The organism is Adlercreutzia sp. ZJ138 (assembly GCF_011038935.1).
Taxonomy (GTDB): Bacteria; Actinomycetota; Coriobacteriia; order Coriobacteriales; family Eggerthellaceae; genus ZJ141.
In genome coordinates this window covers 137987-157711 of record NZ_JAAKEA010000003.1, presented here as the reverse complement: position 1 = coordinate 157711, position 19725 = coordinate 137987, and the positions used below count along the sequence as shown (strand labels likewise).

The following is a 19725-nucleotide window of genomic DNA, read 5'->3' as shown; positions in this document are numbered from 1 at the left end:
CTTGCAGATTTTAGTCACCTTCGTGAACGAGAAAAGCCGACGTCTCGGGAGTAAATCGGGTGAGAAGCTCACAGATGAGTGTTCGCCTATTCCCACTCGATAACATAGCAGCAATATAATCCCAGGTCAAAGCAGGAATAAATGCCCGAGGAGGATGCAAATCGGTTGCAGAAAGACACTGCTCGCTCCATCCCTCGTTTGACACTATCAAAGAAACCTGATGACATACTCGACCAGTAAGCACAGGTACTAATATAATACCATCAAAAACGACGGGAAGCAGGTCCCAAAATGACAACCCCCTATGTCCCCTACCAAGCAATGCACCTGGTCTTCAGCGAGCCGGAGAAAGGAATCGCCGACGGGCAGCTCTTCACGAGCACCGGCGAGCGCGAGGTATACATCACCTCCGACGACGGCACCTACACCGTCCTCACATTCGCCGGCGAAGAAGTTGGCAGCGGGACGAGCGTCGCCGCCGCTCTCAAAGCAACAGGCGCGGACGGCTGGGACTTCTGCCGCTGGGACGCCGCTTACGACAGCCAATTCTCCACGGTCCAGGACGAGGACACCTGGGACCCAGACTATCTCCGCGAGGTTGCCGAGGACGAGAACATCTTGACGGACGAGCTCGAGGGCATCATCAGTGCCTACGAGCAGAACGCATAAACAAAACCGGCGAGCACCAACGGCTCGCCGGTCATCACAATAATGGATAGCAAACGCTACGAAACCCGCTTCCGGTAGTCCTCGATAAGCTCGGTCACCGTTTGCTCCGTGAATTCCCACTCGTCAATGCCGGGACCGTCCCAGCACTCGCATATGTCGTACGCGTCTATCATCTCCCCGCCATCAACCGATATGCTCAAATGCTCGACAGTACGCATCGGCTCCGCCGTCTGCTCGTCTATAAAACTAACCAACCCGACGACATCGTCAAACGACTGCTCAAAGTAATCGCAATCAGCCGGGCTTATGTCGCACTCCCTGCCGCTCGCATTTATGTAAATCTTGATGCTTATCATTTCGTCCTCTCCTTATCGTCGCTACACAAAGCGCTCTCGCCTGCTGCTCCTCCTCGCATCCCGCTCATCGTCTGCCCACCAAGCATCCCGAGCGGCGTCATCATCGCCAAAGTCCGGTTCATACTCCGCGACAATCCAAGCAGTCCCGTCGCCCGGCGCGTATATGCTGCCGACCGTGCCCGACCCGTCATCGCTGAAATACATCACAAACTCCAAGTCGGTACGCTGCTCCACAAGCTCCTGTATCTCGTCCTCCGCGATATTCCATCTGGTCTCCACCGTGTAGTTCCACTTGCCGTCCGACCCACCAATACCCTGCACCTGCGGGCGGTCGAGCCGAGCCTCCAAGAACTCCTTGACAAACTCCGCTTCATCCCGCGTCCTAACCTCCACCTGATTCCAGCACCAGTTCGGCATGCTTACTCCTCTCCGCTCAACAGCTCGCCCAACGCGCCGTCGAAGACCTCCGCGCCGCTCGCCTTCGCTGACATATCAACACTCGTATATATCTCCATCGTGATGGCGCTCGTCTGGTGCCCCGCGAGCGCCTGGGCGACCGACGGGTGGACGCCAGAGCGAGCGAGCGCCGTCAAATATCCGTGCCGCAGGTCGTGCTCCGTGTAGCCCTCCATCCCAAAGCGGTCTCGATGGTTAGCCCACCAGCAGGTCTGCGAGCCGGGACCCACCGGGCGCCCCATTTCGTCGCAACAGACAAACACATCACCCAGCGGCGGCATCTCGTCCAGCATTCCACCCCGCACGGCGCGGCGGAGCCCCTTCCTGACAACCTTCTGGCGCTCTCGCAGCTTCTCCGCGAGGGTCGCCGGCATAGGCAGGTCCCGGCGGCTGCTCTCCGTCTTCGGAGAGGTTAGCACACAATTCATAGCCAAATTATGTCGGATATGGATAATGCTCTCGTCGAAGTCGATATCCTGCCAGCGGAGCGCCAACGCTTCCCCTCGACGGACACCCAGCAGGCACTGCAAGACGATGGCCATCTCGTGCGCGTTAGAGACATCCATCTCGTCGACCAGGTCCGCGAGCTGCTTCATCGAGGGAGCCTCCCGCTTCTCGATTTTGCCGCTGGGGCGCTTGATACCGTCCAGCGGCGAGCGGGTGATAACACCAGCACGCACAGCGTCCATCATTATGGACGACAGGTAGGTGTATAAGCTCGCCACATAGGACGCTTTACAAGGTTTGTGCCCGGTGTTCGCCCGGACTCCCTTCACCAGCAACTCGTTCATTTTTGACTCAATAAGCTCACTCGTCATGCCGCTCATTTTGACGGACTCGCCGAAGATTTTGACGAGGGTCGCCACAACGCTCCGGCGGTTATCATAGGTGCTCTCCTTCAGCAGCGGTCGTCGGCGCTCGAGGTAATTCCTTGCATAGTCAGCGAAAGTCGTGTCCCGCTTGCTGATGCCAAGACATTCGCACTCAAAGCGGACTGCCTCCTCCTTCGCCTCCGAGTAGGTCATATCCCTTACACGCTTGCTGCGCTGTATGCGCCGACCATACTCGTCGGTCCCGCAGGACACAAAAATGCGCCATTTCCTACACTTGCTCCTGGACTTGCCTTTCTCGGTCGGTGATATCGTCGCCATGCTCACTCCTATTTGACATTGCTTCCTTTTGCATCTATTATATACCAATGTAATACATTAAGCAAGCATTCGACAGCAATAAACTCGCCGGCGGCGATACCGCGCGGGCATAAATACCTTTAATCAACCTACAAGGTAAACCCCTTTAATAAACCCTTTTAAACCCCTTTATAAACCCCCTTTATCCCCGTTTCAAAGGACGGATTATCCGAAAAGAAAAGAAAGGAAACCGAAACCAGAAACAACATCACACCCGCCTCTCTCCATCCTGCCCGCGCGTATATGTAGCTCGATTTTTTGGGCTGGCGAGAGGAAGAAGTAGATGTATTAGCAAGCACACAGCCGTCGCTATTCTCCGCCTCCGGCAACATACTGACGAGAGCCCCGAGTCGATGGAATTATTTCCATCATAGATAACACAATATACGCCCGACCGCACCTTCTCCACTGCCGGCGCTCCACCGGTCCGCGAGCACCAGGCGCGGGCGGGACATATACATCAGTCTCGTCATCTCGTAGTCGAGCACATCACAGCCCCGACGGTCGAGGAGGTGCCGGTGATAAACAGTGTCCAAACACTACCCCGAAAGAAACCTGAAAGAAACCTTAAACAAGAAAGCCCAGGTCAAACCCTATAAAAATTATTTTTGTCGGGGATTTTTCAGGTATGCCGGTTATTACCAAAATTCGCCGAAACTTAATAATGTAAGCGCGAGGAGGAAGGAACCTCGCACCACACGAAAGGAACGGAACCATGAAGTACGAAATCACACACACCTGCGGATGTACGGAGACCATCGAACTCTACGGACCTGGCAGCAAGCGCGAGTACATCATCAAGCAGGAGGAGTCCTGCGAGTGCCTGGACTGCTTCGAAGCTCGTCATCACCTGCCGGAGCTCGAGGGCAGCGAGAAGCAAATCGCGTGGGCACGCGACATTCGCCGCGGAATGGTAAGCGACAGCAACGCTGACAAAGCCATCGCCATCACCAGCGCCAGGGCATGGATTGATGGACGCGACCGTGGTTTCAGCAGCATCTATAAGCAGGCGACGATGACGGACGACGAGCGCGCGGCAGTCGCAAAGGACAAAAAAGAGTCCATCTATAGCGCTCTCGAGAACGATGGCAAAGGAGACACTGCTGACCTAATAAAGCGCGAGGCTGAGCTGATTGACAGCGGAGACTATCACTTGCCGGAGCTCGAAGGCAGCGAGAAGCAAATCGCGTGGGCGGAGGATATCCGGAGAGACTACGTTAAAACGGAGGTAGCCGACCACATCAAAGAATTTGAAGAGACTGTCGACAATAAATGCTTATACACAGCAATGGGGATTGACTACGAGAGCGTCCTGAGTGACGCAGAACAGCGCGTGCTCCGCGTTAGAGACTACGCGGGAACCGTGTCAAGTGCTGCTTGGTGGATAGATAACCGCCGCCAGCTCGGGCATTTCGCAGCAACCAAATATGAAGAGTACCTCGAAAACCTGAAAGAAAACTAAAACAAGAAAGACCAGGTCAAGGGCAATATTTAATAAAACTGTCGGGGAAATCGCAAGCAAGCAAGTATCAAGCGAAATCCACCTAAACTTAATAATGTAAGCGCGGGGAAGAGGAACCTCGCAAACACGAAAGGAAAGAAAAATGAAGAACTTTACTATCACCAACGAGTATATCCTCGACATCGCAAGAAAAATCACATACCTGGTTGTAGATTGCAGCGACGGTGATGACTACTGTCCTATCTATGTCTTCCCCAGGGGAAGTCATAAGACGCTGGTCATCGACGCCGAGAGCGGCGAATGGCAGCTCGCTGGCGATAACGATATATACCGCAGCGAGACCGACATCGACATCGACCTCGACGAAGCAATCGAGTTGGCGAACGAATGTGTTGTCGACAAAAACAGCTTCATGTACGGTCTCGCCTGCGCCCTCCGCTTCGAGTTTAAAAACCTGAAAGTAATGTAAGCGCGAGGAAGAGGAACCTCGCACCACACGAAAGGAAATAAAAAATGAAGAACTACGACACCATCTACATCAGCACATACATCAAGGACATCGTCCGCAACATCGTGCCGGACATCTACCACAGCGCCGGCATCTACGACCACGCTTGGACCGACGCACCGATGACCGTCATCCTCAATATGCGCTCGGGCGAGTGGAGAACCGCCGAGAACCACGAAGACTACTGCTTCGACACGGAGGGGTATTTCAACATCGCCGACGCCATCGAGACGGCGAACGCCGAGCACTGGGACCCGGCAGACCTCGAGCGCGAGCTCGCGAACTACATCTGCCGCGCCGTCTATGATATGGACCTCCCGGACTGGAGGGAAGACATTTATGACTTCATCGCACGCGAGCAGGACGAGGAAGCCGCATACGATGACAGCGACCTCGCCGGGGCTATCCGCCGCGAGCTCGACTACGCAGAGGACGACGAGGAGACAGAAACCGCGGAGAGCGGAATCAACATCACCGACGAGTATATCAACGACATCGCAAGCGAAATCACTGACCTGGTTGTAGATTGCAGCGACGATGACTGCTATCCGATATACGACTTCCCGTGTGGAAGACACAAGACGCTCGTCATCGACACCGAGAATGGAGACTGGCAGCTCGCCGGCGACAACGATATATACCGCCGCGGGACCGAGACCGACATCGACCTCGACGAAGCAATCGAATCAGCGAACGATAGTGCTCGCAACAAAGAAGAGTTCGAGCGCTGGCTCGCACACGCCCTCCGCTTCGAACTCGAGCGCCTGTAAGTCAAACAGCACCAGCAGCACGGAAGGAAGAACCATGAACAGCAATGACTACGCGACCATAGCCGGCAACCTCCGCGAAGCAAGGAAGACGGTCGGTCTCTCAATACCCACGGCGGCATACAAGACTGGACTGACACCTGATGACATCTACCGCTATGAAAACGGTATCACGCCCCCGAGCATCGAAGCGTTTCACAAGCTCTTCCGTCTCTATAACAGCTATTACACCAAGTTCATATTCACCCCGAGCGGCGCGAAAGAAAGGAGCGTCATCACAGCATAACAACCTCCTCTGACCGGCAGGAGGCTAAACGCGCCGGAGATTCTACCAGCCAGCTCGCACACAGTAAGCACAAGACAAGGTAAGCAACAACAGAGAACAGGAGTCAAGGTAATGACATAACAGCGAGCGTTAGCCATCTCGAGGAGTGATAAAAAATGGCTAACACTCACGACCTCTTCAATCCCTGTTTTTATCCGCGCATCAAGCCCGCGCGCATCCTCTCCCGGCATACGGGCGGCTACTACCACTCGATGAGCGAAGCGCCATTCGGCAAGTTCCTCGCCGACCACGGCAGACTCCATCTCGATTACGACACCGACACCGTGGAGTATGCTTACGACCCGTCCATTCCCGTATCCTCTCCGCGCTATACGCCGGACTTTAATATGTACTATGGTAAGGACGCGAGCGGCAACATCATCGCCGACCTCGTCGACATCAAAGCAAAGGGACCTGACGCTGACCACAAGGTTCAGCAGCTCGCTGCCGATGTCCGCGCCGGCATTCTCGGAAACATACACGACTACAAGCGCGCCAACAAGTCCATCTACCCGCGCGCATTTATCATCGCAACAGCGTCCCGTCTGTATTACTACGACACCACCACCGACGACCCGGACGGCGTTCCCGCGCGCATATACAAGTGCCCCTCATGCGGCAAAGTGGAAATACTACCAGCACACCGTCTCGTCTGTACGAAATGCGGACACGCATATGACATTGATGACCAGTTCTGCTCGCCGGCGGAGGCGATGGTCCAATATGCTCGCCGCGACGCTACGCGAACAGAACGGACTGACAAGTATCGCACCCTTTTCGTCCAGCGCTGCCGGCAGTACAACATCGACGCATATGACCTGTCTAACCGCAAGCTCGCCGTCAAGCAGAAACTGCTCCGCATCGAGCTGCCGGAATTCCCCTCTCAATACTACGAATCAGATTTTGCTTACATCTCGCAGGACAGGTCCTGCCGGAGCTACAACAACACCCCGCAATTACAGACACACATCGGTATCTTCACGGACCCCGAGCGAGACGAGGAACTCATTCAGGCGCTCGTCCGGCACGCGGCAGACAAAGAGACGCCCATCGACGCGTTCGTCTTTTTGACACCGAAAGGGATGTTCATCACGGAGCGCCTTCACGGACCGACCATGCGCCAGGCGCATTTCCACACCTGTAAGTCATGCAGCAAAGGATATATCGCAAGCGACGACTACCCAGAGTGCCCTCACTGCCACTAACTTGCCGTCCAAAAAAAAACGAAGGGAATGATAGAAATGAAGAAGAATACAGAGCTGGCTCAATTCACCTGGCTGGAAACCTACACCAACGCTCTCGAGAGCCTGCCGTCGACCACCGACAAAGCAATGCTTGCCCTCGTCATCGTCGAATACGGAGCGCTCGGCAAGGAGCCAAAATTCGTGGATACCAAGACCTTCCCGTCGGTCGCATTTAAGGCGATATTCGAGGCGGTTCGATGGAACATCGACGAAGGGCGCGGGCGCTATCTCAAAGGAAAGTCCGGCAGCGGCTGGGGGCGGCGACCCGAGGGGGAGCCCAAGGGCGACTACTACGCTCGCAAGTTCCACCAGTTTCACGACGCGGGCGACGAGAAGAACGCACGGACAGCATATGAAAAGGCACTCGAACATGGAGTATCCCCCGAGGACTACGAGCAAGCACAAGTCCCTGATGATGGATACGATTATTCGTCCGAACCGCGTGATACTCCACCAGCATTCTCATTCTGCGACCTCGACGTAGACATCAGCCGGGACCTCGGCGCGCTGTAAGCACACCAACATCACCAGACGAAGGAGACCAAAATGAAAATCCGGATAGACACAGAGTTGGACATCGACTACACCGACTTCGACAACCTGGAAGCCGCTCTCTCGCAAGAACTCCCCGTCATCGTCGACAGGACATGCGGCACTAATGCGACAGCCTTCCTCCGGGCGTTCGCAACCTATAATGCCTGCCTGGAAGCCGCCGGCGTCATCACGGAGTCCGTCCCTGTCATCATCAGCGAGGTCGAGGACGAGGAGGTGGAATAGCGATGGGACGCATAAAGCGGGAGGACATCATGACGCAAGCAGACGCAGAGGCACGAGCCGCCGAGAGCGCCGTCCTGCTCGGGCTCGGATATTTTGACCGGGAGAGCGGTATGGCTAACTACCGCAACATCATCAAGTTATACAGCACCTGCCTCTCCTACACCTTCGAGCACTTCGTCTACGAGCGCTACCTCGTCGCGCGAATTGGCGGGAAGGCAACACAGGTGCCCGCACTGTTTCGCAACGGAAGGGATGTATTCCTCGAAGCGCCGATACACTGGCTCGTCGCCTACGCTGACACCATCGACATCGCCGAGGCGATAGAAGCGGGAGTGGAGTCAATGCTGGACGCTCTCGCTGCTGGGGTGCCTCTCGAGGATATACTCGCATAGCACAGACAAACAGCCTACACACCAAGAGCCCCCTCACGGGGCTCTCTTTTTTGCTAAAAATATTTTAAAAAAGTTTTCACCATTTCCATTCTACGCCTCAAATTCGCTGAAACTTTATGACAGGCGGCGGAGTTTCTTCCTTCCTTTCGTGTCTCCGCCGCTTCTCTTTCTTCCGGGGTGATACACATGCATATCGCAAGCAACGCAGAGCAGATGCGCATCGCAAAGACCGACGCGGCACGCTCCTATCTCAACGATGTCGTCCGACTCCATAAGCGCGCCGAGCAAGCGCAGACAGAATACCGTCTCGCCGTCGAGCATGCGGGCGGGGTCTCTGGTATCGACTACGCGCGGGACAAGGTGAGGACAAGCGTTTCTCCCGACGCTATCCCCAACGCGATAATCAAATATGATGACCTGCTTGACACCGCTATCCAGCTAACCGCAATAGCGGAGGAAGCGGTCGATACGGCGCTGACTCTCATCAGCAGCTTAAGCTTCGAGGAGGCATCCGTGCTTCGCATGAGATACATCCTTGGTCTTACCGTTAAAGAGATAGCGACGGGACTCTATATGTCGGAGCGCACCGCCGCCCGGCGAATCAACGACGGGCTGGCGAACCTATATGACGCGGGACTCCCGGCGGAGTATCGCATCAACAGAGAGCGCGCGGCATAGCACAGCAACTTGGCGGTCCGTGGCAGTATCTGCCGCCTCTATTTCCCCTATACATTAAACTGACATCTTATGTCAAAAGAGGCGAGGCGGTGCTTTCGCCGCTTCTTTTACTCTCCGGGCACACGCTGCTCAACAGCGTGATGTCATCACTATTAACCGTCATGCGCAACGAAACCATCGCCTCAAAGTCTCTTTATCTCAAACAAGACACGAAGGGAGAAGCAGTATGAATGGACTCGACATAATGGTCTCACAGCTGACAAGCGTCGGCGCCCCGGGCGGCATTCCGGTCGATACCAGCAACCCGTGGTTGATGTTCCTCGGGGGACTCCTGCTTCTCCTAATATGCGCGGGCGGCGGCGCCGCGTCGAAGAAATCAAGCAGCGACACCAAGAAGAAATACAAGCCCGACGAGGTGGAGCGCAGCGCGGACGGCGACACCGTGCGATACAAGCTGAAAGCGACTGGGGAGGTCCTCTTCGAAGGGACTCGCATCGACGCGCTCAAATGGAAACGCGAGAACGTGGAAACCATCAGCAAATTTAAGGAGAGGTAAGCATGAGGCACCAAGTATTCGCCATCGCATGCTTCGCCGGCTGCTGGTTCTCCATCGCCGCTGCCGTCATCTGCTCGACGATATAGGCGACACACCGGGAGGCACCATGGCGCGGAAGATTACACAGAGCACGCGCGTCAAGCGCCTGCTGTATCGCATACCGGCAGAACGCAAGGAGGAGGCGACACGCCTCGCCGAGGAGCTTATCTACATGGAGGACAAGATAAGCAACGCGAAGCAGCTCATAGGCTCGACCGGCGTCGCCATCTCATACAACAACGGTGGCGGGCAGGCGGGCATCCGCGAGAACCCGGCGCTCGTCGCATACCAGAAGCTCTGGAAGACATACCTCGCAACACAGGAGCGGTTAGACGCTATGCGCGAGCCCGAGCGGCAGGCAAACGGCTTCCCGAGCTGGCTCGTATAGCAAAACCAAAACCACAAACATCAACACGACCCGCTGGCAACGGCGGGTCTTTTTTGTTCCAAGGAGAAGCATATGACAATGACGCCGAAGCTCAAAGTGGAAAGCATCCCGACAGACGCTCTCGTCCCTTACGCAGGCAACGCGAAGGAGCACCCGGAATGGCAGGTCGACCAGATATGCAACTCCATCGAGGAGTTCGGCTTCGACGACCCCATCGCTGTCTGGACTAACGAGGACGGAGAGACGGTCATCGTCGAAGGACACGGACGACTGCTCGCCGCCCGGCAACTTGGTATTGACACCGTTCCCTGTATCCGTCTCGACCACCTTGATGACGAGGCTCGGCGGGCATACACGCTGGTTCATAACAAGCTGACGACCAACACGGGATACGACGAGGATATCCTCGCCGCCGAGCTCGAGGCTCTCGGCAGTTTTGACATGGAACAGTTCGGCTTCGGCGTGGGCGAGACACTCGAGGACTATGAAGCGGTTGACGAGGACACGCCTCCCGAGCCTGACTATGACGAGCCGACGACGGCACAGCCTGGGCAGGTTTGGCGACTCGGCGAGCATCGCTTGATGTGCGGCGACAGCACGAGACAAGACGATGTGGACAAACTCTTCGCCGGACGACTCGCCGACATGGTTCTCACAGACCCGCCGTATAATTGCGACTACTCCAACAAGAACGAGCACCTAAACAAAGTCTATGGAGGCAACCGCATCGAGGTTGATATCGAGAACGATATGATGACCGACGAGGCATTCCATAAGTTTCTCTCCTCGGTGTTTATACAGATTGACACACACCTGAAATCAGGCGGCGCGTTCTATGCTTGGTATGGCGGCAGCGATATCACAACCGCAAGCGTGATAGACAGCACACCATCTCTATATCGAGCACAGGAAATCACCTGGATAAAGAACAACATCGTCATCGGTAGGTGCGATTACCAAGCGAAGAGCGAACAGTGCATATATGGCTGGAAGCTTGGCGAGGCACATTACTTCGCCCCGACGCGCAAAGAGACTAACATCATCGAGGACACAGACCTCAACAAGATGTCCCGCGGCGAGCTCATCGCCGAGATTCACCGCCTGCTCGAAGCCGGCATACAGACGGACGTCCTGCGATACAACAAGCCGCTGGTCAATGACCTCCACCCGACAATGAAACCAGTCAAGCTGTTCGCGCACCTGATACGCAATAGCAGCAAACCTGGCGAGGTCATCTATGACGCGTTTGGTGGCAGCGGCACGACACTCATCGCCGCCGAGCAGATGGGGCGGACGGCATACCTGATGGAGCTCGACCCCCACTACTGCGATGTCATCATCAAGCGTTGGGAGGAGCTGACGGGCGACACGGCGGAGGTCATAGAGGAGTAGGTCATGGACATATCTTTCGCTGACGCCTGCGCTATCGCCGCCGCCATTCTGTTCCTGCTCTGGACGCTCGGCGTCTTCGATGATGACGACGAGCAGGACAGGAAGAAAGACAAGAAGAAATAAGGGAGCAGACTCATGGGCAACCGGGGCAGCGATAGCAAGCGGCGAGCGTTGAAGCGCCGGCTGGAGCAGGTCGAAGACACCTGCTGGCTCTGCGGCTATGCTCTCGTGCCGGACGCCGAGCCGATGACTGACTACGCAACGGAGGTCGACGAGGAGGTTCCCGCTTCCCTCGGCGGCGATGTATATGGAGTCTATACGCCGTGCCATCTGGTCCACCGCTGCTGCAACGGCGAGAAGAGCGGACGGATTCTCCCACAGTATGGTCTCGCCGAATGGTTCGAAGAGAACCATATGACAAGAGAGAGTTATCAGCCAAGGGAACTTCCTTCCTTCTGGTGCTGATGGGTGGGGGTAGCCCCCTCCCTGTCCCCCTTGGGGGACCGGCGGCGGGGGTCTTTTTCTCCCCGCTCTATAAAAAGAATTCAACGAGTAAAAAGGGGGTGGTCCCTATCGCAAAGAGAGGACGCCCCGCGGCGACCTGGACCAAGAAGGACGTCGACATGTTCAAGCGTATGTGCTCCCGCTTCGGGACACGGGACGGCATAGCAGCGATATTCGGCATCTCACCGAAGACACTCAACAGGCTCATCGACGAGCACCTACACGACGAAATCAAACCGGACGACGACAGCCCTCTCACCTTCGAGGAAGCCTTCTCCGTCTACTCGGAGGCAGGACGGCAGGCATTACGGGAGGCACAATTCGAGAAGGCGCTCTCCGGCAATTCGACAATGCTGATATGGCTCGGCAAGCAATACCTCGGGCAGAACGACAACAAGGACATCGCCGTCTCTGTTGATGACGACGGCAGCAACGAGGACGAGGAGGCACCGCTATATGACATCGCTCTCCGCTTCCTCAACGCTAAAAAGCCTGGACGAGCTGGCACTGAAATGCCCCCCGAGGATTAGAAATGTATCAGTAGGCGCGAGCATAGAGGAGGCAAGGATATGCCTCGAGCTCGCCAACGCTTACTGCGGCGTCGTGCTGCTCGACTGGCAGGAGGACATTATCCTCTGCTGGCTGGCAAAGCGTGATGACGGACTATACGCCCACTCGATGTGCTGTCTCCAAGTTCCTCGACAGAACGGCAAGTCGAAGGCAATTCTCGTGGCTCGAATCCTTATCGGCTTAATTATCTATGGAGAGACCATTCGCTTCTCTTCCCACATTGTCGATACGATGACCGACGTCTTTGACATCGTCATGGAAATATTCGGCGACACCAGAAACAACAATACAGACTTCCCTTACCCAGAGCTCGCGAAGCTCGTCAAGCGTCGAAACTACGCTAACGGACACCTCAAGCTCGAGATGAAGAACGGCGGCTCCTGCTCGTTCGTTGCCCGCTCGAAGGGCAACACGCGCGGCAAGACGGTCGACGTGAACATCATCGACGAGGCGCAATACCTGACCTTCCGGCAGCAGGCTGACATCGCTCCGTCCCAGTCGGCGGCGAAGTTAGGCAACCCCCAAACTATATACGCATTCACCCCGCCGGATTACGAGGACGCCCCCGGCGAGGTCATCAGCGAAATCAGACGGAGCGTCATCAAGAGCCCACGCCCCTCGACCTGTTGGCACGAATGGGGAGTCGAAGAGATAGGCGACATCTACGACAAGACCAGATGGTATGCGACTAACCCTATGCTCGGCTTCACCCTCTCGGCTCGCTATATCGAGGAGCAGGAGCTCTACTCGATGGGCGAGGAGAAGTTCGCCCGCGAACGGCTCGGCTGGTGGTCTGGTAAGGCGACGGAGGACGCTATCAGCAAATCCGGCTGGCTGGACACTCGTATCGCAAGCGTCAAGGATATCCCCGCCGACTTCGACAAGTTATGCATCGGCGTCAAGTTCGCCCCCGGCGGCTCGGCGGTCGCTATCACGACGGCGACGCTCAAAGGCGACGAGGCTTACGGCGCGCTTATCAAATACGAAACCAAGGAGACGGCGACGGGCATCGAATGGCTCGTCAATGACATATACAGGCAGAAGGACAAGGTGGCGCTCGTCGCTATCGACGGCAAGAGTGGCGCGGAGGACTTGAAGAACAGGCTCATCAAGCGGGGCATGAGCAAGAAAGCGCTTGCCGTAATGACCACGGCGGAGGTCGTGGCGGCTGCGACGATGCTCAACTCCTACATCGACGAGAACAAGTTCAGGCATGTGGAAGACCCGTGCTTGGACAAGTCGGCGATGACCTCCAAGAAACGAAAGATAGGACAGGACGGCTACGGCTTCGGCGGGGGCGAAGAGCTTCCCGTCGAATCGCTGGCTGCGGCTCACTGGGCTGTCCGCACGACAAAACGAAATCCGGGACGACCAAAGGGGTTCTCGCATGGTTAATATCACAGACTACATTCGCTTCCCTTTTATGACTGACTACGAGTCGAGGCTCCTCATCGCATGCGTCGATAAATGGAGGTCGGTCGCTGCTCGCAACGACGAGCTCACTGAACGCTATGACGGGAACTTCAAGGTGAAGAACCTCGGCATAGCAATCCCGCCCGAGGTGGCGAAGTTAATCAACATGCCGCTCATGATGTGGTCCCAGCAAGCGGTCGACCGTGTCGTTAACGGCAGCGTCATCGACGGCTATAAATTCTCCGGGAGCGCGCCCAGCGGCTTCCTGGAGGCGATGGACAGGAATCATTTCATCGAGAAATATGACGAGACGCTCCCCTCGCTGGGGACACACGGCGTCGCATTCGCTACGGCGACGAAAGGGACTGACGGAGAACCAGACTTCGTCATATCGACCTACGATGCTAACCACGCTGGCGTCCTATGGGACTATCGACAGGACCGCGAGCTATGCGGCATAGTCATCGTAGATATCGACGTGACCACCGATGTGCTGGTGCCGACCGTCGTGAATTTCCATACCCCCTGCGGGGATATCGTCGAGGTTGACGCGACGGGCGACACCGTGAAGACCAGGCGCATCAAATGCGGGACGGGGCGTCCATGCATAGTCGCATTCAGGAACAACCCCGACAAACGGCACCCGCTCGGCAAGTCGATGATAACCAAAGCTATCAAGGACATCGAGGACGAGGCGAACAGGACTGCCCTCCGGCTCGTCGTAGCGAGCGAGGTATACACTTACCCGACTAAATACATATCAGGGGCGAACGAGGACGTGCTCGGCGCTGACGCAAAGGTAGTGCTGAACAAGTGGCTCGCCCTCCCTCCTATCGACGAGGACGGCAACATTCCAACGGTCGGGCAGCTGAACGGGCAAGACCTCCAGCCCCTCATCAACTATGAGCGGCAGCTGGCGAACCAGTTCGCAGCGGAGGCGAGCATTCCAATTCATTCGCTGCTCTACACCGAGGCGAACCCGGCGAGCGCGGAGGCGATGGACGCTTCACGGCATGACCTTGTTGAAAAAATCGACAGGCTGAACCGCTTGGCTGGGGCGACCATAAAGAAGCTTGCCTTGCTATGCATGAGCATTCAGCAGGAGGTTCCCGTCGAGCTGCTCGGCGATACCGAGAGGACGTTCTCTGTTCAGTGGAAGAACCCAACATTGCCATCTCTCGCAGCGTCTGCTGATGCTGCCCAAAAGCTGGCTTCCACCGTCGAGGGGTTCGCCGGCACGCCAACTTACTGGCATATGCTCGGCTATAACGATTCCCAGATAACGGACATCATGGCGGAAATCAAAGAGAACAAGGAGCGGGGCGGCGACAGGCTGCCGGCTGGCTTCGTCGGCTAACGACACAAGACTCAACAGCATATAGATGACTCGAGCGCCTCCGGGCGCTCTTTTCATATCTACGCAGGACGGCGAGCGGTCAATCGCCGGGGAATACGGGGCGCATTCGGCGGCGGAGCTGGCGCCCCTTTCTTACGCCCGGATGGGCGGAAAGGCAGGCAGAGATGGAAGAGACGACACAGGCAACGACTGAACCGACTGGAGCGGAGACAACGCCCCAGGCGGAGCAGGGCAAGACCTACACGCAGGAGGAGCACCAACGACTGCTGGACGCGGCAATCAAGGAACGGCTCGCCCGCGAGAAGAAGAAGTTCGCTGACTACGACGAGCTCCGCGCGAAGGCGGAGAAGCTCGACGAGATAGAGGACGCGAACAAGACGGACTTGCAGAAAGCAACGGAGCGTATAGCCGAGCTGGAATCCCAGATAGCGGCACGCAAAGCGGCTGATGAAAGAGCAGAGCTCGTCGCTCGCATAGCGGACGAGCACAAGGTGCCAAGCGACTATCGCTGCTTCCTTACGGCGGACGACGAGGACGGGCTGACGGAGCAAGCCGCGAAGCTCGCCGAGAGGTTCGCCGAGCCCTCACTCAACGAAGGGCAACCGCCCGCGGAAACCAGGACGAAGAAGACGAAGGGGCAGCTCTTCGAAGACTTCTTTAACGGGCAACTGTAACCACAAAACTCACTAACGAAAGGCTATCAAAATGGCTACCAAAGTAGAACTGAACACTGATTCCTTCGGGCAGCTCCCCGAGGAGCTGTCCAGCGATATCATCGCGAAGACCGTCGAGGCTTCGGCATTCATGCAGCTGGCTCGTCAAATCTCCCTGCCGTCTAACGGCACGGCAATTCCGGTAATCACCGGCGAGCCGGAAGCAAAGTGGATTGGCGAGACGGAGAAGGCTCCTACCTCCGAGCACACCGGAACCTTGAAGCACATCCAGGCTTCGAAGATATCTGTCATCGAGGTATTCTCCAACGAGTTCCGCCGCGACCTTCCTGGTCTCTATGGCGAGCTCGCTCGTAGGCTTCCTTACTCCCTTTCCAAGAAATTCGACGAGACGGTCATCGGCACGGTCGAGAAGCCCAACAACAACTTCGACAACCTCTCCAGCTGCACCCGCGTGAACATCGCTGACAAGACTTACCAGTCGCTCGTCGACGCTGACACCGCTGTTGCTGTCGCAGGCTACATGGGCGACGGCTACGCTCTCGCTCCCCAGGCGAAGGGCATCCTGCTCTCTGCTGTCGATGGGAACAAGCGTCCGCTGTTCATCAACAACACCGTCGAGGGAGCTATCCCGATGATTCTCGGCAACAAGGCAGTCGTGGCTCGTGGCGTCTATGGCGCGGGCGATGAAACTCACGCTAACATCTGCGGCGTATTCGGCGACTGGACGAAGGCTATGTATGGAACCGTCGACGGCATCAATGTCGAAATCGACAAGTCCGCGACCGTCAATGGCGTGAACCTGTTCGAGCAGGGCATGTTCGCCGTAAAGGTGACCGCCGAGCTCGGCTTCGCCATTGCTGACGAGGACGCATTCGTCGTGCTCACCGACGGCACTGACACGACGGCTGGCGCATAGGAATAACGAAAGCAGCGCGAATAGATGGGACCTCCTGCGGCTCGAATGCCCCTACGAGGTCCCACGTCGCGTTTTAAGCCCCCTTTAGGAGTAGAGACGATGATGTACGCGGAAATAACGGATTTAGAGGCTGGGTGGCGCGAGATGGACCCAGACGAGGTCTCACAGGCGGAAGAGCTTCTCCTGCGGTCGTCGATATACCTCGACACGATAGTCGAGCAATACGGTATCGACGCCGACGAGAAGGCGGACGCCCTGCGGATAGTCTGCTGCGACCTGACACAGCGCCGGATGGAACACGCTACATCAGCTCGCATCGTATCAGAGACTATGACGACCGGAACCTATTCGGAGACCACCAACTACGGTGCCAAAGGCTCATATTCATGGCGGCTCACGGACGAGGACAAGAGACTGCTCGGCATATCAAAGCGGGGCATGAGACTCCTCCCGATGTGGTAGGTGATGTCGATGATACACGGAGAGACAGTATTCGTGGACGGCACGGAGCCGGTCCTCGATGTCGTCGTCCAGGTCGGCGAGACCAGCTCGCAGCAGAGCAACCTCGACGAGCACCAGGGGGCGATAGCAGACTACACCCTACACTTCCCCATGACCTACGAGAACGACCTCACAGGCAGGCGGGTCCTCGTCCGGGGCATCGAATGCGATGTCATCGGACACCCTGACCACCAGCGCCCGGAGCAAGTCTTCGGCAGGCGATGGCGCGGCAAGTGGGATATGCCCGTAAGGGTCCGGCGCATTATCGGCACCCCGGCAGAGCACGCGCGCGTATATGCCAAGACAGTCCGGCGCGACCATACCGGCAGGCGCACGGAAGAGACCGTGACGCTATACGAAGGCATATTACAAGCTCGCAAGAGTTCAGGAGCAGAAGCAGACGGAGAAGGCGGAACGAATTCCCTTACGGGCTACGTGTTCGTCATGGACTGGCTGGACGCTCTCGACGACTACCAGACGCAGGAGCTGTTCGTAGACTATGACGGCAAGACCTACGACATAACGAGCGTCGAGAACAAGGATGAGAAGAACGAGACCGCGATATTGAGAGGTGAATGGCGTGGCTAACAAAGTAAGCTATGACGGCTTCCTCCGCGAATTCGACGCGATACTCACCGACTTCAAAAGGCAGGAACAGGAAGCGGTGAACGAAGAGGTTCGCAAGGTGGGACTACAAGCAAAAAAGCAACTACGGAGCGACACGCCGGAGGGCGCGGGACAATACCACGACTGGGGAGAATACCAGCGCGGCTTCTCAATGCATGCGGACAAGAGCGCGCTCGGCGACCTGACGATAACCATCGGCAATAAGAAGAAAGCAAGTCTCACCCACCTGCTCGAAGAAGGGCACGTCAATGCCAATGGTCACGGGCGGGCACGAGCCTTCCCCCACATTGCTCCCGCTGCTGAAACGGCTATGGAAGAATTGAAGAGGAGGCTCGGAGATGGCTAACACGACACTCGACGATATCCTCGAAGAGCTGAACATGCCGACCTGCATCGGGTCCTGGCAAGAAGATGAAATCGTTCCCGACGAGCCATACCTCGAATACCACCGGCAAGACGCTGATGATGTCGCCGGTGATGACGGTATAGCGGCGAAGAGGGATATCTGGGAGCTCTCGCTATACGGCAAGCAGAAAGACGCATTCGCGTTCTGGGGCAAGATGAACGACTTGGAGGATGTGCTCGACGCTCGCCGCCTGTCCTATTCTCGAAGCGGGGACATCCTTTTCGATGACTGCATGTACTGCGTCTATACGATGACGCTCCCGCGCTAAACCAACCACCCCGAGCCCGCAAGGCGCGGTGAATATATAACTAACCAGCAGACCCCTTCCCGGGGTCTTTTCTTTTTAAGGAGATAACAATGGCTAACCTCTATAAGTACGGCTTCGCAGAGCTTCACGTCGCATTCGCCACCGAGGATGGCTACGAGACGCCCATCAGCCTTCCCAATGGGCTGTCCTTGACGCTCGACCCGGAGGGCTCCTCCCAGGCGGTCTACGGCGATGACAGCAAGATTGCCGAAATCAACACCAACAACGGCTACACCGGCAGCGTGAACGCTGACGTCTTCCCGGACGACTTCCTGTGCGAGGCGCAAGGCTGGTATAAGGACAGCAAAGGCAAGTATGTCGAGGTCGCCGACGGCAAGCCCCGACACTTCGCCATGGCATACCGCATTCAGGGTGATGAGAAGAACCGCCGCACCTGGTGCTATGACTGCATGCTCGACCGCCCGTCCAAGACGGCTAACGGCGTCCAAGATAATGTCGAGCCTGACACCGACACGCTGAACCTGACCGTCGTTCCAAAGTATTTCCCTGACATCGACAAGAAGGTCGTTTCCAGCTGGTGCTATGAGGGCGACCAGGAGTATGCCGACTTCTACAAGACGGTCGTCCTCCCGGCAGCGGAGACCCCCACAACCCCTACCGAGTAGGCGATAAAGATGTATAGGGGCATCGTCTATGGGCGGGACCTCTGTATGGCTGGCTCTCCCTATGCTCTCCTCGCATTCAAGCGGGAGTTCGGGGAGAGCCTTCCCAATATCGCAAGGCTCGTCCAGCTTCGGTATGCGACGGCAGAGGAGATTGATATCCCGTCGCTGCTCGGCATCTGCTGGGCTATGTGCAAGTCATTCGACGACCACAACACCCCCGGCTTCGACCAATGGTATGCCGACTTCGGCTTCAAGGATGGAGAAATTCCTGACGATATCGGAGAGGCAGTGATAGCCCTCGACCAGATATGGACGGCGGTCGAACAGGAGCTGATGGTCTACGAGCGCCCGCGCCCAGACGCCGACAAACAGACAAGCGCGGGCAAGGCGGGCGAGCACGACTCAACAGAATGGGTCGAGTGGAAGAACATCCTTTCCCTCCTACGGCTCGGGTTCTCTTTCGACGACATCAAGCACATGACCATGAGGGACTTCATCGCATACACGGACCTCGTCGCAGCGGAGTATCCGGGCGGCGAGCATAAGGACACCATCGTCGAGGCGGACCAGGCGGCGATAGACCGTCTCTTCTTCTAACAACCTAACCAATAAACAGCATCCGCGG

General features: G+C 56.7%; 28 protein-coding genes. 25 read left to right on the top strand and 3 right to left on the bottom strand.

Going from position 1 to position 19725, the window contains the following annotated elements; all coding sequences use genetic code 11:
* Nucleotides 1-291 precede the first annotated feature (291 nt).
* Nucleotides 292-669 carry a hypothetical protein gene (locus G7Y43_RS02500; RefSeq protein WP_165043731.1) on the top strand — a complete coding sequence of 126 codons (378 nt, stop codon included), beginning with the start codon at nucleotides 292-294 and terminating at the stop codon, nucleotides 667-669.
* Between the two features lie 56 nt (nucleotides 670-725).
* Here G7Y43_RS02500 and G7Y43_RS02495 read toward each other — a convergent pair whose 3' ends face one another.
* Genes G7Y43_RS02495 through G7Y43_RS02485 form a run of 3 tightly spaced genes read right to left on the bottom strand, consistent with a single transcriptional unit; the run spans nucleotide 726 to nucleotide 2632 of the window.
* Complete coding sequence (locus G7Y43_RS02495) at nucleotides 726-1025, bottom strand: hypothetical protein (protein ID WP_165043729.1); 300 nt, start codon at nucleotides 1023-1025, stop codon at nucleotides 726-728.
* A 21-nt stretch (nucleotides 1026-1046) separates the two neighbouring features.
* The gene (locus G7Y43_RS02490; protein ID WP_165043727.1) at nucleotides 1047-1442 is read right to left on the bottom strand and encodes a hypothetical protein; all 396 of its coding nucleotides are present in this window, start codon (nucleotides 1440-1442) and stop codon (nucleotides 1047-1049) included.
* Between the two features lie 2 nt (nucleotides 1443-1444).
* A complete protein-coding gene (locus G7Y43_RS02485) occupies nucleotides 1445-2632 on the bottom strand; it encodes a site-specific integrase (protein WP_165043724.1) in 1188 nt (395 codons plus the stop codon).
* Nucleotides 2633-3386: 754 nt separating this feature from the next.
* Here G7Y43_RS02485 and G7Y43_RS02480 point away from each other — a divergent pair.
* The 24 genes from G7Y43_RS02480 (at nucleotide 3387) to G7Y43_RS02365 (ending at nucleotide 19697) form a co-directional block, all read left to right on the top strand.
* The gene (locus G7Y43_RS02480; protein WP_165043722.1) at nucleotides 3387-4133 is read left to right on the top strand and encodes a hypothetical protein; all 747 of its coding nucleotides are present in this window, start codon (nucleotides 3387-3389) and stop codon (nucleotides 4131-4133) included.
* 142 nt (nucleotides 4134-4275) lie between these two features.
* Nucleotides 4276-4602 (top strand): hypothetical protein, encoded by a 327-nt coding sequence (locus G7Y43_RS02475; RefSeq protein WP_165043719.1) that lies wholly within the window; start codon nucleotides 4276-4278, stop codon nucleotides 4600-4602.
* A gap of 44 nt (nucleotides 4603-4646) precedes the next feature.
* Entirely contained in the window at nucleotides 4647-5411 is a 765-nt protein-coding gene (locus G7Y43_RS02470; protein ID WP_165043717.1) for a hypothetical protein, read from the top strand.
* 34 nt (nucleotides 5412-5445) lie between these two features.
* Nucleotides 5446-5694: a helix-turn-helix domain-containing protein gene (locus G7Y43_RS02465; protein WP_165043714.1), complete on the top strand. Its 249-nt coding sequence runs from the start codon at nucleotides 5446-5448 to the stop codon at nucleotides 5692-5694.
* A gap of 155 nt (nucleotides 5695-5849) precedes the next feature.
* Nucleotides 5850-6938 carry a hypothetical protein gene (locus G7Y43_RS02460; RefSeq protein WP_165043712.1) on the top strand — a complete coding sequence of 363 codons (1089 nt, stop codon included), beginning with the start codon at nucleotides 5850-5852 and terminating at the stop codon, nucleotides 6936-6938.
* A 27-nt stretch (nucleotides 6939-6965) separates the two neighbouring features.
* A complete protein-coding gene (locus G7Y43_RS02455; RefSeq protein ID WP_165043709.1) occupies nucleotides 6966-7490 on the top strand; it encodes a hypothetical protein in 525 nt (174 codons plus the stop codon).
* Between the two features lie 33 nt (nucleotides 7491-7523).
* Nucleotides 7524-7754 (top strand): hypothetical protein, encoded by a 231-nt coding sequence (locus G7Y43_RS02450; RefSeq protein ID WP_165043707.1) that lies wholly within the window; start codon nucleotides 7524-7526, stop codon nucleotides 7752-7754.
* Nucleotides 7755-7783: 29 nt separating this feature from the next.
* Complete coding sequence (locus G7Y43_RS02445; RefSeq protein ID WP_165043705.1) at nucleotides 7784-8146, top strand: hypothetical protein; 363 nt, start codon at nucleotides 7784-7786, stop codon at nucleotides 8144-8146.
* 213 nt (nucleotides 8147-8359) lie between these two features.
* Nucleotides 8360-8824 carry an RNA polymerase sigma factor gene (locus G7Y43_RS02440; RefSeq protein WP_165043702.1) on the top strand — a complete coding sequence of 155 codons (465 nt, stop codon included), beginning with the start codon at nucleotides 8360-8362 and terminating at the stop codon, nucleotides 8822-8824.
* Between the two features lie 226 nt (nucleotides 8825-9050).
* The gene (locus G7Y43_RS02435; protein WP_165043700.1) at nucleotides 9051-9380 is read left to right on the top strand and encodes a hypothetical protein; all 330 of its coding nucleotides are present in this window, start codon (nucleotides 9051-9053) and stop codon (nucleotides 9378-9380) included.
* Nucleotides 9381-9486: 106 nt separating this feature from the next.
* Nucleotides 9487-9807 (top strand): hypothetical protein, encoded by a 321-nt coding sequence (locus G7Y43_RS02430; protein ID WP_165043698.1) that lies wholly within the window; start codon nucleotides 9487-9489, stop codon nucleotides 9805-9807.
* 78 nt (nucleotides 9808-9885) lie between these two features.
* Nucleotides 9886-11199, top strand: a complete 1314-nt coding sequence (locus G7Y43_RS02425) for a DNA methyltransferase (RefSeq protein WP_165043695.1) — start codon at nucleotides 9886-9888, stop codon at nucleotides 11197-11199.
* 135 nt (nucleotides 11200-11334) lie between these two features.
* Nucleotides 11335-11664 (top strand): hypothetical protein, encoded by a 330-nt coding sequence (locus G7Y43_RS02420; RefSeq protein WP_165043693.1) that lies wholly within the window; start codon nucleotides 11335-11337, stop codon nucleotides 11662-11664.
* A gap of 158 nt (nucleotides 11665-11822) precedes the next feature.
* Nucleotides 11823-12233 carry a hypothetical protein gene (locus tag G7Y43_RS02415; protein WP_165043690.1) on the top strand — a complete coding sequence of 137 codons (411 nt, stop codon included), beginning with the start codon at nucleotides 11823-11825 and terminating at the stop codon, nucleotides 12231-12233.
* Nucleotides 12160-13668, top strand: a complete 1509-nt coding sequence (locus G7Y43_RS02410; protein ID WP_165043688.1) for a hypothetical protein — start codon at nucleotides 12160-12162, stop codon at nucleotides 13666-13668. Before G7Y43_RS02415 ends, G7Y43_RS02410 begins: the two co-directional genes overlap by 74 nt.
* A complete protein-coding gene (locus G7Y43_RS02405) occupies nucleotides 13661-15043 on the top strand; it encodes a phage portal protein (RefSeq protein ID WP_165043686.1) in 1383 nt (460 codons plus the stop codon). Before G7Y43_RS02410 ends, G7Y43_RS02405 begins: the two co-directional genes overlap by 8 nt.
* 164 nt (nucleotides 15044-15207) lie before the next feature.
* Complete coding sequence (locus G7Y43_RS02400) at nucleotides 15208-15717, top strand: hypothetical protein (protein ID WP_165043684.1); 510 nt, start codon at nucleotides 15208-15210, stop codon at nucleotides 15715-15717.
* A 31-nt stretch (nucleotides 15718-15748) separates the two neighbouring features.
* Nucleotides 15749-16633, top strand: a complete 885-nt coding sequence (locus G7Y43_RS02395; protein WP_165043681.1) for a phage major capsid protein — start codon at nucleotides 15749-15751, stop codon at nucleotides 16631-16633.
* A 99-nt stretch (nucleotides 16634-16732) separates the two neighbouring features.
* Entirely contained in the window at nucleotides 16733-17095 is a 363-nt protein-coding gene (locus G7Y43_RS02390; protein ID WP_165043678.1) for a hypothetical protein, read from the top strand.
* Between the two features lie 9 nt (nucleotides 17096-17104).
* Nucleotides 17105-17722, top strand: a complete 618-nt coding sequence (locus G7Y43_RS02385) for a head-tail adaptor protein (protein ID WP_165043676.1) — start codon at nucleotides 17105-17107, stop codon at nucleotides 17720-17722.
* Nucleotides 17715-18107 carry a hypothetical protein gene (locus G7Y43_RS02380; RefSeq protein ID WP_165043673.1) on the top strand — a complete coding sequence of 131 codons (393 nt, stop codon included), beginning with the start codon at nucleotides 17715-17717 and terminating at the stop codon, nucleotides 18105-18107. The genes G7Y43_RS02385 and G7Y43_RS02380 overlap by 8 nt, the downstream gene beginning before the upstream one ends.
* Nucleotides 18100-18435, top strand: a complete 336-nt coding sequence (locus tag G7Y43_RS02375; RefSeq protein WP_165043671.1) for a hypothetical protein — start codon at nucleotides 18100-18102, stop codon at nucleotides 18433-18435. The genes G7Y43_RS02380 and G7Y43_RS02375 overlap by 8 nt, the downstream gene beginning before the upstream one ends.
* Nucleotides 18436-18524: 89 nt before the next feature.
* Complete coding sequence (locus G7Y43_RS02370) at nucleotides 18525-19100, top strand: major tail protein (protein WP_165043669.1); 576 nt, start codon at nucleotides 18525-18527, stop codon at nucleotides 19098-19100.
* A gap of 9 nt (nucleotides 19101-19109) precedes the next feature.
* The gene (locus G7Y43_RS02365; protein WP_165043667.1) at nucleotides 19110-19697 is read left to right on the top strand and encodes a hypothetical protein; all 588 of its coding nucleotides are present in this window, start codon (nucleotides 19110-19112) and stop codon (nucleotides 19695-19697) included.
* Nucleotides 19698-19725 lie beyond the last annotated feature (28 nt).